The sequence below is a fragment of the Marinobacterium marisflavi genome, from assembly GCF_982447095.1.
Genome location: NZ_OZ457898.1, coordinates 2101790 through 2115888, shown reverse-complemented (window position 1 = coordinate 2115888; position 14099 = coordinate 2101790). Strand labels below are relative to the sequence as shown.

Genomic DNA, 14099 nt, shown 5'->3' with positions numbered 1-14099 from the left:
GATGAGGTCTCTCAATTGGATGAGGTCTCTCAATTAGATGAGGTCTCTTCCTGCTGTTTGCGCTTCAGACGCGGATCGTTGGCAGCGCGACGGCGACGGCGTGTTGCAGGTGCTGCCGGCTCAGCTGTTTCGCTGGACTCTGGAGCTGCCTCAGACTCCTCTGCAGCCGTTTCAGTTGGCTGTTGGGTCTCTGCCGCTGCGGTTTCTGTCTGTGCCTCTTCTGTTGTAGCTTGCGCTGCTTCCGGCTCTGCTGCGTGTTCAGCAGTTTCAGCAGTTTCAGCAGTTTCAGCAGTTTCAGCAGTTTCAGTTTCTGATTCTGCTGAAGGCTCTTCGTCCACTGACTCCTCGTTAGCTGAGGGCTCCTCGTCCGCTGAAGGCTCTTCACTAGCTGAAGGCTCTTCACCAGCTGAAGGCTCTCCACTAGCTGAAGGCTCTTCCGTCTCAGCTGTGGCTTCGGTATCAGATGCCTCTGCTGCGGGCGCTTCTTCAGCAACGTCAGTCGCAGGAGCTTCAGTCGCAGTCTCTTCAGCAGTAACTTCTGCCTCTGCGGGGACTTCGCTCTGAACTTCAGCTGTAGCTACCTCAGCCTGTTCGGTAGAAGCTACTGCCTCAGCTGTGCCTTCATCCGTCTGCTGGATTTGCTCCTCCTGAGCCTCTGCTACGAACGGATTGGTGCGTTCAGCCTGGCGATCGCTATTGGCACGGCGTGAACGGCCGCGACGCTTGCTGCGCTCACGTTTAGGCTGCTGTTCCTGATTCTCATCCGAGTTCTCAGCGGCGTTGTTGTTGCCCTGCTCCTCATCGTTGTTGCGACGGTTGTTACGACCGCCGCGACGACGGCGACGTGAGCGGCCTTCGCTGCGCTCTTCGCTGTTCTGCTCGTCAGACTTACCAATCTCAGGAAGGTTTGACTCCTGTTCAACAGTGATCACCTCATCGCTATCACGACGTTCCTGCTGGCCCCGACGGCCACCACGGCGATTGTCGTTCCGACGGCGGTTGTTGGAGTTGCGGCCACCGCGGTTGCCGCGGTTGGAGCGGTTACGGTTCTCGTCACTCTTCTCTTCAGTTTTCTCTGCGGGTTCGGCTTTGGCTTTTGGCTCAGCTTCGCTGCTGCCACCGAACAGGTTCTTCAGTGCACGCATAATGCGCTGGCCGAGTGATGGCGCAGCCGCAGGTGCTGGCGCTGGCTCGGCCTGTGCAGCTGGTGGAGGCTCTGCTGGCTCCGAAGCTGGTGTGGCAGGAGCGGCTGGCTGAGGAGGGTTGGCAGTCTGCAGTACACCCTGTACGGCGGCCTGCTCACGACGCACAACTTTAGGCTCTTCGCTGGTGTCCTCTTCCATCTCTTCCGGCTGCAGCGTGTAGCTAGCATCGTTGAGTGTGGTCAGCGTGTTGTCATCACGCAGGCGAACGACCTCGTAGTGAGGGGTCTCCATATTCGGGTTGGGTACCACAACGACGCGCGTTTTGTTGCGCACTTCGATGTCGTGCACTTGATGACGCTTCTCGTTCAGTAGGTAGGTCGCCACAGAGACCGGCAGAATCGCGCGAATCTGAGCCGTGCGATCTTTCGCTGACTCCTCTTCGATCAGGCGCAGGATAGAGAGCGCCAATGATTCGGTATCACGGATGGTGCCTTGTCCGTGACAGCGAGGACAGACGTGGCCGCGGCTCTCAGCCAGTGATGGGCGCAAACGCTGGCGCGACATCTCCAGTAGGCCAAAGCGCGAAATACGACCCATCTGAACACGTGCGCGGTCTAGCTTGAGAGCCTCTTGCAGACGCTTCTCGACTTCACGCTGATGTTTAATCGGCGTCATGTCGATGAAGTCGATAACTACCAGGCCACCCATATCGCGCAGACGCAACTGGCGAGCGATCTCATCAGCCGCTTCCAGGTTGGTGTTCAGTGCTGTCTCTTCTATGTCACCGCCGCGGGTAGCGCGCGCTGAGTTGATATCGATAGAGACCAGTGCCTCGGTCGGATCAATAACAATTGAACCGCCAGATGGCAGTTTAACTTCACGCTCGAAAGCGGATTCAATCTGGCTCTCAATCTGGAAGCGGTTGAACAGTGGAGTCTGCTCTTTGTACTCACGAATGCGCGCCTCGTAGCTCGGCATTACTTGGCGAACGAACTCAAGTGCTTGCTGATGTGCACTGCTGTCATCGATGAGGACTTCACCAATGTCAGCTCGCAGGTAGTCACGTACGGCACGAATCACCACGTTACTCTCCTGGTAAATCAGGAATGGAGCAGGGCGGTCGTTAATCTTGGTGATGGCATCCCAGACGGTTGCTAGGTAGTTCAGGTCCCACTGCAGCTCTTCTGTGCTGCGGCCGATACCCGCGGTACGAACGATAACGCCCATACCTTTTGGAATCTCCAGACCAGACATTGCGTCTTTCAATTCGGTGCGCTCGTCACCCTCGATACGGCGCGAGATACCGCCGGCACGTGGGTTGTTAGGCATCAGTACCAAATAGCGGCCGGCGAGGCTGATAAATGTCGTCAGTGCAGCACCTTTGCTACCGCGCTCCTCTTTCTCGACCTGTACGATTATCTCGCTTCCCTCTTTAACCAGCTCCTTGATATTCGGACGCTGGCCACGCTCAGGTGAGCCGCTGAAGTACTCGCGAGCAATCTCTTTCAGGGGGAGGAAACCGTGACGCTCGGCGCCGTAGTCAACGAAAGCAGCCTCGAGACTGGGCTCTACTCGGGTGATTCGACCCTTGTAGATGTTCGCTTTCTTCTGCTCACGGTTGGTCGATTCGATATCCAGATCGTACAAGCGCTGGCCGTCGACCAACGCTACGCGCAACTCCTCTGGTTGAGTTGCGTTAATTAGCATTCTTTTCATTAAAATCAGTCTCTTGCAGCTGCATCTGTAGAGGCTGAGGTGCGCAAAGGCGGTGCTGGTCTTTCACAATCAACGCAAAGGCTGGGGCAGTGCCGCAACCTTAAAACGGATCTCATACGGTGGAGGAAACGCTGACCTATATCGTTATAGTTTCTTGCTGTTACTGCGCAGCCTTTGGTGACCGATTCAAATGGTCGATCAATAGCTCCCTGTTGCGCAGGTTCCTGGTAAGCGTGCATCTCCACCTGCAACCAGTCGCTGAGCGCATCAGCAATCTAGCAGGCGTAGCCTAGATAAAAACTCTTCTATTAACTTCAGCACTCAGTGTGCGAAGCCCATGGGCTGGAGGGAGGCGCGACGAATCTTTCGACGATTAGTTCAACAACCAGTTGAGCGACTGGCACACTGGATTAAATCAGGGCTCTTACATCGCCTCACTGCGTGGCCCTGCTCTGTTTCTGCAGGGGGCTCGTCTGAGGTCGTGGCGGACAGCCGGACAACTTTTTGCGGCTTTCTCCAATCAGCAACGGTAGAATATAGCAACAACGCTGTATATCAGCAATCAATCATTTACTAATCAGTCCCTTTAATGACGCAACCTCAGCACCAAAAACGCAGCGCTTTGGCTCCTGCTGCAGCCGAATCAGACGCGCCCAAAGTTCAGTACATCGATATCGAGCCCGATCAGGCAGGGCAGCGCATCGATAACTTTTTGAGAACGGCTCTTAAAGGAGCTCCAAAAAGTTTGATTTACAGGTTGCTGCGTAAAGGAGAGGTGCGTGTCAATAAGAAGCGCATTAAACCTGAGTATAAGCTGCAGGGCGGCGATACGGTGCGTATTGCACCGGTGCGCTTGCCGGAAAAAGGCGAGGCTGCCCCGGTTAGCGATTCGCTGCTCGCGCATCTCGAATCAGCTGTGGTGTTTGAGGATGATCGCCTGATGGTGCTGAACAAACCTTCGGGCCTTGCTGTGCATGGAGGGAGTGGCGTCTCCCTAGGTCTGATTGAAGCGGTGCGTAAGCTGCGTCCAGATGCCCGTTTTCTTGAGCTAGTACACCGCCTAGACCGGGACACCTCGGGTTGTATCATGATCGCCAAAAAACGTTCCATGTTGCGCGTATTGCACGAGGCGCTGCGAGAGCGAAAGGTCACAAAGGTCTACCAGGCGCTTGTCGTTGGACGTTGGGAATCGCGGCACAAGCGGATTGATGCACCACTGCTGCGCGCAGAGGTCCGTTCCGGTGAGCGTTTCGTTAAAGTGGACGCTGAAGGAAAGGCCTCCGTCACCGACTACAAAGTTCTGCGCCGTTTTGGTGATTTGGCGACGCTGGTGGAGGCTCGTCCTAAAACCGGCCGTACCCACCAGATTCGTGTGCACTGTCAGTTTACCGGGCATCCAATTGTCGGCGACACCAAGTACACCGCTGATGAGGATAATCAACAGTTCCGCGATCTCGGATTTCGAAGATTGATGTTGCATGCTGCAGGTCTGGTGGTTAGCCTTCCACAGGGTGAACGATTGGAGGTGAGTGCGCCGTTAGATTCTGCACTGACCGATTTAATGGATAAACTTTAATAGCCCAAGCGGAACCGATCTTACTAGCTGGGTTTGGATATGAACGAGCAGATGCCTGATATAGAACAGCGTATTTTTGAAATCGCCGATCAACTGGTGGAACAGGGCGAATTGCCAAGTTTGGAGCGTCTAATTGAAGAGACGGCACTTCAGGTGCACGAGGTAGAGCTCCCCTTCGCGCGTTGGACGACACAGTTCATCGAGCGTCAAAATAAGGCCTTACCGGTCAGCGCCAAGAAACAGCACAATCCGCCTGAGATGCTACAGATGCAGTTGCGCCAAATCTGGACCGCGGCGCTGGATGAGGCTGTCGGCATCGTACGCGATGAGATCAGCGCCTCCCGTGTCAGTGACGAAGAGGAGCGCAGGGCAACACAGGATCAGGTGCGTGATTCCGAGGCCCGTTACCGTGAGTTGGAGCGCAAATATCGCGATCAGACTGCAGCGATGGAGAAAGAAGCGCAGCACGTGCGCACACTCGAAGCTGAAATTACCGTTCTTAAAGCCAATTTAGCCTCGGAAACTAACCAGCGTAAGAAGTTTGAGCAGCAGCGCGCCAACGTTGAGTCCGAACTATCGCAACTTCGTAAGCAGTATGAGGACGGTAAGAAGCTCTTTGATCAGCGTATCAAGGAGGAGCAACGTCAGGCACTAGAGGCGGTGAGCCGCGCTGAGGTTGAAGCGCGTCACTACCGAAATGCGCTGGAGAAAGCGCGAGATGATGCAGGTCGTAGTGAAGCTGAATTGACGCGTCAGGTGCATGAGTTGCAAGCACAGACCGCTCGCAAAGATGCCCGTATCGATATGCAAAATGCGACCCTGTCGGACCTCGAGAAAGAGGTCGAGCAGTTGAAAGAGACCCTGACGAGCTACAGCCGAGAGATTGCTACTCTCAACTCCAAACTGCTACGCGAGGGCAACACAGCGCGGCGCCAGGAAGCGCAGATTGCCGAGCTGGAGGAGGACAATCGTCGTCTCAATCAGCGCGCAGCTGTTTCGTCTAACGAGCAGTCCAAGCGCGAGAATACGCTGCGTCAACAGATTAAAGAGCGTGATGAGCAACTAACCCGTGCAAATGCGCGTGTTAACTCGCTAGAGAAGCGTATCACGACACAGGAAGATCAAATTCGTCGACTCAACGCTAAGCTCTAACAAAATCACGGCCTGACCAGATGTAAGTATAAAGAATAAGCATATGTTATTTTGATATGCTTGTTCTGAAGTGTTATATTACTTCGTGCTAACGATATACAGCCCACCACTGCTTTATTCGGGGTACATAATGAAACTGCAGCAGCTGCGCTACATTTGGGAAGTCTCAAAACACGATCTTAACGTCTCTGCGACGGCCCAGAGCCTGTACACATCACAGCCGGGTATCTCCAAACAGATTCGTCTGCTTGAAGATGAGCTGGGCGTAGAAGTATTTGCTCGCAGTGGTAAGCACCTCACTCGTATTACACCTGCTGGTGAATCGATTCTTGAGATTGCCGGTGACATTCTGCAGAAGGTTGACTCGATTCGTCAGGTTGCTCAAGAGCACAGTGATGAGCGCAAAGGTAGCCTTTCAGTGGCGACTACTCATACTCAAGCTCGTTATGCGCTGCCACCCATCATTAACGAATTCATCAAGAGCTACCCTGACGTGTCCTTGCACATGCATCAGGGTAACCCAGTGCAGATATCGACGATGGCGGCTGATGGTGACGTAGACTTTGCGATCGCTACGGAGGCCATTGGCGGCCACTCTGATCTGGTCATGATGCCGGTATACAAGTGGAACCGTTCGGTTGTCGTGCCTAAGACCCATCCACTAGCCCAGCTTAAAGAGATCACACTGCAAGATTTGGCCACGGTACCTATTGTCACCTACACCTTCGGCTTTACCGGCCGTGGTGATTTAGACAAAGCGTTCCGCAAACAGGGCCTTGAACCGCGGATCGTCTTTACCGCGGTGGACTCGGATGTTATCAAAACCTACGTGCGACTTGGATTGGGTGTTGGCATCATCGCATCGATGGCGTTTGATGCAGAGCTGGATTCCGATCTCGTGGCTCTGGATATCAGTCATCTTGTGCCTGACAGCGTTACCAAGATCGGTTTCCGAAAAGGCACCTTCCTGCGTGGTTACATGTACGAGTTTATTCGCGCTTTTGCCCCGCACCTCACTGCTGAGGTGGTTGAAAATGTTCAGGCCTGCTCAAACAGAGCTGAAGTTGACGAGCTCTTTGCCGGTCTGGATTTGCCACGCCGCTAAACGTCTTATGCATTGAAACCACGCCACTAAATCGCTAGAGTGCCAACACATTTTAGCTGGAGGCGATTTAGTGGAACTTGCATGTCTTGACCTTGAAGGTGTTCTGATCCCGGAAATCTGGATTGCATTTGCAGAAGAGACCGGTATTGAAGAACTTAAAGCAACTACCCGTGACATTCCTGATTACGATGTGCTGATGAAGCAGCGCCTGCGTATTCTGGATGAGCACGGTCTTAAGCTTCCACAGATCCAAGAGACGATTAGCCGTCTTAGCCCGCTACCAGGTGCGCAGGAGTTTGTTGACTGGCTCCGCGAGCGCTTTCAGCTGATCATCCTGTCGGATACCTTCTACGAGTTTGCTGCGCCACTGATGGCTCAACTCGGTAACCCAACGCTCTTCTGTCACAAGCTTGAGGTAGATGAGACGGGTCGAATTACCGATTACACTCTGCGTCAGCGTGATCCTAAGCGTCAGTCTGTACGCGCATTCCAGTTGCTCAACTACCGTGTGATCGCTGCTGGTGATTCGTACAACGATACAACAATGCTAGGTCAGGCAGAGCAGGGCATTCTGTTCCACGCACCGCAGAACGTGATTGATGAGTTTCCGCAGTTCCCAGCGGTACACAACTACGAAGACCTGAAGAAGGCGTTCCTTGCTGCTAGTAACCGCGATCTGAGTCTATAAATAGCTCGGTTACCCATGCTGGTGGGGGTGACGCTCCCACCAGATGCTTATTTGGCACATGACTCCTCAAAATCAAACTCAATCGGCGCAGCACAGCTTTGAGCATGCTGGGCACTCTATTGCTTATAGAATTTACTCCCACCCCGGTGTAACAACGAGCCGACGCCTAGTTCTGATTCATGGTGCTGGTGTTGCAGGGCGCTATACCTGGGAGGCGCTGCAGCGCTTTCTGAGCGGCTGGTCCGAGATTCTTGTGCCAGATCTTCGCGGTGCTGGGGATACTCAGAGCTTAGATTCTCACGAACACCCGTTTCTGGTTGAGGAGTTGGTGGCCGACCTGCAGGCACTATTGAGTCATCTGGGCTGGACCCGCTTTGACCTGGGTGGCTACTCGCTGGGCGGTTTGGTTTCGCTGCTGCTAAAACAGAACCTGCGAGATCAAGTAGAGAAGCAGTACCTGCTTGAGAGTGCGGCGCTCGATCGGCTTGATTGGCAGGAGACGGTTAGCGTGCGTCAGCAATTCGCGGCCGCGGCTCAAGTTCTGCACCAGCAGGACGCAGAGACCGGCATCAAGCGTTTTCTTGATACTATTTCGCCTAATCGTCGCGTCAGCGAGCAGGTAGAGAAGCTAACCATTCAGCGCTTAGGGGAGCGCGCCAAAGGTTTTGCGCACTCTCTGGAAGCCGTTAACGCTGCTATTAATCAGCTTGAGCGCGAACGTCTGTTGGCCGCTCAAGGCGATGTGAGTAGCTTTATTGGCAGTCTCAGTGTTGATCCAATGCATGAGCTGCATCGCTGTCTGGCCGAGCAGATGCCTAATTGGCACTACTTTATGATACCCGGTACCGACCACTCCTTGCCCTATCAGAAGCCAAGGCAGATTGCGCAGCTGATGAATGCTGAGCTAGAACGATATCTCCAGACTGGTGCGTAGGTGCGCAGATTCTCTGCGCGACCCGCGTGTTAGCCTTAAGTTTCATCATCGCGCAGCTTACCTACCTCTTTAGTCAAAATTGTCGACAATCTTAGCCTTTTGGTGGATTGTTTAGCGGTTTTGGGCGTGGATAATGGTTCCACTTCAATAAGATTGTCGACAATCCATGACTCAGCCCGCTACGCCAATGACTAACTCTGAGCAGACTCTGACCCTGGCAGACCGTGTTTGTCAGCAGATCATTACTGCCATAGTTAAAGGTGAGATCCCCACTGGTAGCAAGATCTCTGAACCCGAGCTGGCGCGCACCTACGGTATAAGCCGTGGGCCGCTGCGTGAGGCGATGGGGCGTCTGGAGAGTCTGCGTCTGATAGAGCGTAAACCGCATATCGGCGCGCGAGTGGTTGAGCTCAGCGTCAAAGAGCTGCTAGAGATCTACCGCGTACGTGAAGCGCTTGAGGGTATGGCTTGTCGTCTGGCCGCATCCAATATGCCCCAGAGTGAGATCGATAGCCTGCGCATGCTGCTGGACCAGCATCAGGGCAACATCGAAGAGCAGGAGGGGCAGGCCTACTTTCAGAAAGAGGGCGACCTCGACTTCCACTACCGCATTGTCATGGCATCAGGTAACTCCAAGCTGCAAGAGCTGCTGGCTGCGGATCTTTATCACCTGGTGCGCATGTACCGCTACCAATTCAGTCTTTCTAGCTCGCGCCCAACCCTAGCGTTGCGCGAGCACCATCAGATCCTCGATGCGATTGAGTCGCGTGATGAGGAGCTGGCCGAACTACTGATGCGCAGACATATCAGCGCATCGCGTCGTAACATCGAATCCAAATTGAATGAAAAGTTAAACGAGAGAGGAGAGTAAGCAATGGCTCAATCTATGTCCCCAGGCGCTAAATTCCGTAAAGCGCTGGCCGATAACAAGCCCCTGCAGATTGTAGGTACCTTCAACGCCTACAACGCAATGATGGCAACACGTGTAGGCCATCAGGCGATCTACCTCTCTGGCGGTGGCATTGCAAACTCGTCTTACGGTCTGCCAGATCTGGGTATGACTTCACTGAACGATGTAATGGAAGATGTACGTCGTGTAACCGCTGCTTGTGATACGCCTCTGATGGTGGATATCGATACGGGTTGGGGTGGCGCATTCAACATCGCTCGTACCGTTAAAGAGATGATCCGCGGTGGTGCAGCTGCATGTCACCTGGAAGATCAGGTTGCACAGAAGCGTTGTGGTCACCGTCCAAACAAAGAGATCGTCTCTATGGCTGAGATGGTCGACCGTATCAAGGCAGCTGTCGACGCTAAAACAGATGACGACTTTTTCATCGTTGCACGTACTGATGCCTTCCAGATGGAAGGTCTGAACGCCGCTGTTGAGCGCGCGCAGGCGTGTCTGGAAGCGGGCGCTGACGGCATCTTCGCTGAAGCTGTGCACACGCTGGAAGACTACAAAGCCTTCTCTGATGGCATCAACGGCGGTCACCTGCTGGCCAACATCACTGAATTTGGTGCGACTCCACTGTTCCACAAAGATGAGCTGGCTGAGAACGGCTGTACTATGGTGCTTTATCCACTTTCAGGCTTCCGTGCTGCAAACAAGGCGTCGCTTAATGTCTACGAGCACCTGCTCAAAGATGGCGATCAGAAAGCCGTTGTCGACACCATGCAGACGCGTATGGAACTCTACGATTTCCTCAACTACCACGACTTTGAGCAGAAGCTTGATGCGCTGTTCCAGGAAGGTAAAAACAAGTAACAAAATCCACTGAAGCGGCGCAGGTACATCTATGAGGCGCCGCCTCTCTGTTTGTGTAAGGAGAATGAGAAATGGCTGAAGCTAAAGTATTAAGTGGAGCGGGTCTACGTGGTCAGTCTGCGGGTCAGACAGCTCTGTGTACCTGTGGTGTATCAGGTGCTGGCCTGACCTACCGTGGTTACGATATCAAAGATCTAGCGGACAACGCGCAGTTTGAAGAGGTTGCTCACCTGCTGCTCTACGGTAAACTGCCAAACCAGGCTGAGCTGGATGCCTACAAAGCTCGCCTCAAGGGCATGCGTGCGCTGCCAGCTGCACTCAAAACCGTGCTAGAGAACATCCCTAAAGATGCGCACCCAATGGATGTGATGCGCACCGGTGTCTCTATGCTGGGTAACCTCGAGACCGAAGAGGACTTCAGTGAGCAGCTCGATCATATCGATCGCATGCTGGCGGTGTTCCCGGGGATCATCAACTACTGGTACAACTTCACTCATAACGGTATCCGCATCGAGACTGAAACCGATGCTGACTCTATCGCTGAGCAGTTCCTCTGGACGCTGCATAACAAGAAGCCTGAAGCGCTACACTCTCAGGTGATGCACGCATCGCTGATTCTTTATGCTGAGCACGAGTTCAACGCCTCTACGTTCACTGCGCGTGTCTGTGCATCTACGCTGTCTGATATCCATAGCTGTGTAACCGGCGCGATCGGTTCTCTGCGTGGCCCACTGCATGGTGGTGCCAACGAAGCGGCGATGGCGATGATCGAAAACTGGAAATCAGCTGATGAAGCTGAAGAGCAGATTCTGGGCATGCTGGCGCGCAAAGATAAGATCATGGGCTTTGGCCACGCGATCTACAAAGATAACGATCCGCGCAACGCGATCATTAAAGAGTGGTCGAAGAAGCTCTCTGAGCAGGTTGGTGATACTCATCTCTACGCTGTCTCTGAGCGCGTTGAAGCTGTGATGTGGCGTGAGAAGAAACTCTTCTGTAACGCTGACTTCTTCCACGCTTCGGCTTACCACTTCATGGGTATCCCAACCAAGCTGTTTACGCCGATCTTTGTCTGTTCGCGCGTCTCAGGCTGGACTGCTCATGTAATGGAGCAGCGTGCTAACAACCGTATCATCCGCCCAAGCGCTGATTACACCGGCCCAGAGTCATCTGAGTGGGTTGATATCGCTGATCGCGCTTAATTGAGAGGGTAATTTAGAGAATGAATACTGAATACCGTAAATCACTGGGCGGCACAGGTCTCGACTACTTCGATACCCGTGCAGCTGTCGAGGCGATCGAAGCGGGCGCTTACGCCAAGCTTCCGTACACCTCACGCGTTCTGGCTGAACAGCTGGTGCGTCGCTGCGAGCCTGAAGCACTAACTGATTCATTGAAGCAGTTGATCGAGCGTAAGCGCGATCTCGACTTCCCTTGGTACCCAGCGCGCGTCGTCTGTCATGACATCCTTGGTCAGACCGCACTGGTTGACCTTGCCGGTCTGCGTGACGCCATTGCAGATCAGGGTGGTGACCCATCCAAGGTTAACCCAGTTGTACCTACGCAGTTGATTGTTGACCACTCACTGGCAGTTGAAGCGCCTGGTTTTGATCCAGAGGCGTTCGAAAAAAACCGCGCCATTGAGGATCGTCGTAACGAGGATCGTTTCCACTTTATCGACTGGACTAAAACAGCGTTTGAGAACGTTGATGTGATTCCAGCCGGTAATGGCATCATGCACCAGATCAATCTAGAGAAGATGTCTCCAGTGATTCAGGCGCGTGACGGTGTAGCCTTCCCAGATACTTGTGTCGGTACCGACTCGCACACTCCGCACGTTGATGCGTTGGGCGTAATCGCGATCGGTGTCGGTGGTCTGGAAGCTGAAACTGTGATGCTCGGCCACCCATCTATGATGCGTCTCCCGGACATCGTCGGCGTAAAGCTGACCGGCAAGCGTAACCCAGGTATCACCGCGACTGATATCGTACTGGCACTGACCGAGTACCTGCGTCAGGAGCGCGTTGTCGGTGCTTACCTTGAGTTCTTCGGTGAGGGTGCTGATTCACTCTCTATTGGGGATCGCGCTACTATCTCCAACATGACACCTGAGTTTGGTGCGACTGCGGCGATGTTCTACATCGATGGCCAGACTATCGACTACCTCAAGCTCACCGGTCGTGAGCCAGAGCAGGTTGCTCTGGTAGAAAAGTACGCTAAAGAGACGGGCCTATGGGCAACGGATATGGTTGCAGCGCAGTACGAGCGCGTACTGGAGTTTGATCTGTCTACGGTTGTACGCAACATGGCCGGTCCCTCTAACCCGCACCGTCGTCTGCCAACGTCGGCACTGACTGAGCGCGGTATCGCTGACGAAGCTATGCTCGCCTCTGCCAAGCAGGAAGAGGCTGAAGGTCTGCTGCCTGATGGTGCAGTTATCATCGCAGCGATCACTTCATGTACGAACACCTCTAACCCACGCAACGTTGTTGCTGCTGGCCTCGTTGCCAAGCGCGCCAATGAGCTGGGTCTGATCCGTAAGCCTTGGGTGAAATCATCATTTGCGCCAGGTTCTAAAGTTGCCAAACTCTACCTCGAAGAGGCGGGTCTGCTGCCAGAACTGGAGAAGATGGGCTTCGGTATCGTGGCGTACGCCTGTACGACCTGTAACGGCATGTCGGGTGCGCTTGATCCTGTAATCCAGCAGGAGATCATCGACCGCGACCTCTACGCTACAGCAGTTCTCTCGGGTAACCGTAACTTCGACGGCCGTATCCACCCGTACGCTAAGCAGGCGTTCCTGGCATCACCGCCATTGGTGGTTGCTTACGCCATTGCCGGTACCGTACGTTTTGATATCGAGAACGACGTTCTGGGTACCGACAACAACGGCAACCCAGTAACACTCAAAGATATCTGGCCTTCGGATGAAGAGATCGATGCGATCGTTGCGAAGGCGGTGAAACCTGAGCAGTTCAAGCAGATCTACATCCCGATGTTTGACCTCGGTGAAGTTGAAAAAGCGCCTAGCCCGCTCTACGACTGGCGTGAGATGTCTACCTACATCCGTCGTCCTCCTTACTGGGAAGGCGCACTCGCCGGCGAGCGTACCCTCAAAGGTATGCGTCCACTGGCGGTCCTCGGTGACAACATCACCACCGACCACCTGTCGCCATCAAACGCGATTCTGGCTTCATCTGCTGCAGGTGAATACCTGGCGAAGATGGGTCTGCCAGAGGAGGACTTCAACTCCTACGCCACTCACCGCGGTGACCACCTGACAGCTCAGCGCGCAACTTTCGCTAACCCGAAACTGCTCAACGAGATGTGCCGTGATTCCAACGGCGAGATCATCCAGGGCTCGCTGGCACGCCTAGAGCCGGAAGGTGAGCAGCAGCGCATGTGGGAGGTAATAGAGACCTACATGGAGCGTAAGCAGAACCTGATCATCGTGGCTGGTGCTGATTATGGGCAGGGCTCATCACGTGACTGGGCAGCCAAAGGCGTGCGTCTGGCCGGTGTTGAAGCGATCGTAGCTGAAGGCTTCGAGCGTATTCATCGTACTAACTTGGTCGGCATGGGTGTTCTGCCGCTGGAGTTCCAGCAGGGCGAGACGCGCAACACCTACGCGATTGATGGTACAGAAACGTTCGACGTTGAGGGCGAAATCTCTCCACGTGCAACGCTGACTGTGATTATGCATCGTCGTAGCGGTGAAGAGGTTCGCATTCCTGTGACCTGTCGTCTTGATACCGCGGCGGAAGTTCGCGTGTATAAAGCGGGTGGCGTACTGCAGCGCTTTGCTCAGGACTTCCTCGAAGGAAACGCGTAATCGGGTCAATGCCAGCGCCGCGAATCGCCCGCATCTTCATCCCAGACACGCCGTAAACACGGCCGCGCGCCTGCTCCTGCGTCGCGCGGCATACCGTTCATCCATGAACATACCCATGGGGGCTCGGTAATCGCCGTCCGTGCGATTAACGGTCTGGGATTGAAGACACGCGCGCTTCGCGAC

Annotated in this window: 10 protein-coding genes; 9 read left to right on the top strand and 1 reads right to left on the bottom strand. The window is 54.2% G+C overall.

The window, feature by feature from the left end:
- Positions 1-29 precede the first annotated feature (29 nt).
- Positions 30-2861: a ribonuclease E gene (rne, locus tag AC1WNR_RS10400; RefSeq protein ID WP_481644422.1), complete on the bottom strand. Its 2832-nt coding sequence runs from the start codon at positions 2859-2861 to the stop codon at positions 30-32.
- A gap of 589 nt (positions 2862-3450) precedes the next feature.
- Between rne and rluC the strand changes: the two genes are divergently transcribed.
- From rluC to acnD, 9 genes are all read left to right on the top strand, one after another.
- Positions 3451-4437, top strand: coding sequence for a 23S rRNA pseudouridine(955/2504/2580) synthase RluC (rluC, locus tag AC1WNR_RS10395; RefSeq protein ID WP_481644421.1), 987 nt, complete (start codon positions 3451-3453; stop codon positions 4435-4437).
- Between the two features lie 39 nt (positions 4438-4476).
- Positions 4477-5589, top strand: coding sequence for a hypothetical protein (locus AC1WNR_RS10390; RefSeq protein WP_481644420.1), 1113 nt, complete (start codon positions 4477-4479; stop codon positions 5587-5589).
- A gap of 130 nt (positions 5590-5719) precedes the next feature.
- The gene (gene cysB / locus AC1WNR_RS10385) at positions 5720-6694 is read left to right on the top strand and encodes an HTH-type transcriptional regulator CysB (protein WP_481644419.1); all 975 of its coding nucleotides are present in this window, start codon (positions 5720-5722) and stop codon (positions 6692-6694) included.
- A gap of 70 nt (positions 6695-6764) precedes the next feature.
- Positions 6765-7382 (top strand): bifunctional phosphoserine phosphatase/homoserine phosphotransferase ThrH, encoded by a 618-nt coding sequence (gene thrH / locus AC1WNR_RS10380; protein ID WP_481644418.1) that lies wholly within the window; start codon positions 6765-6767, stop codon positions 7380-7382.
- Between the two features lie 58 nt (positions 7383-7440).
- Positions 7441-8316 (top strand): alpha/beta fold hydrolase, encoded by an 876-nt coding sequence (locus AC1WNR_RS10375; RefSeq protein WP_481644417.1) that lies wholly within the window; start codon positions 7441-7443, stop codon positions 8314-8316.
- A gap of 166 nt (positions 8317-8482) precedes the next feature.
- On the top strand, positions 8483-9187 hold the full coding sequence (locus tag AC1WNR_RS10370; protein WP_481644416.1) for a GntR family transcriptional regulator: 705 nt from the start codon (positions 8483-8485) through the stop codon (positions 9185-9187).
- Between the two features lie 3 nt (positions 9188-9190).
- Positions 9191-10084, top strand: coding sequence for a methylisocitrate lyase (prpB, locus tag AC1WNR_RS10365; protein WP_481644415.1), 894 nt, complete (start codon positions 9191-9193; stop codon positions 10082-10084).
- A gap of 71 nt (positions 10085-10155) precedes the next feature.
- On the top strand, positions 10156-11286 hold the full coding sequence (gene prpC, locus AC1WNR_RS10360; RefSeq protein ID WP_481644414.1) for a bifunctional 2-methylcitrate synthase/citrate synthase: 1131 nt from the start codon (positions 10156-10158) through the stop codon (positions 11284-11286).
- Between the two features lie 20 nt (positions 11287-11306).
- Positions 11307-13916 (top strand): Fe/S-dependent 2-methylisocitrate dehydratase AcnD, encoded by a 2610-nt coding sequence (gene acnD, locus AC1WNR_RS10355; protein WP_481644413.1) that lies wholly within the window; start codon positions 11307-11309, stop codon positions 13914-13916.
- The last annotated feature ends 183 nt before the right edge of the window (positions 13917-14099 follow it).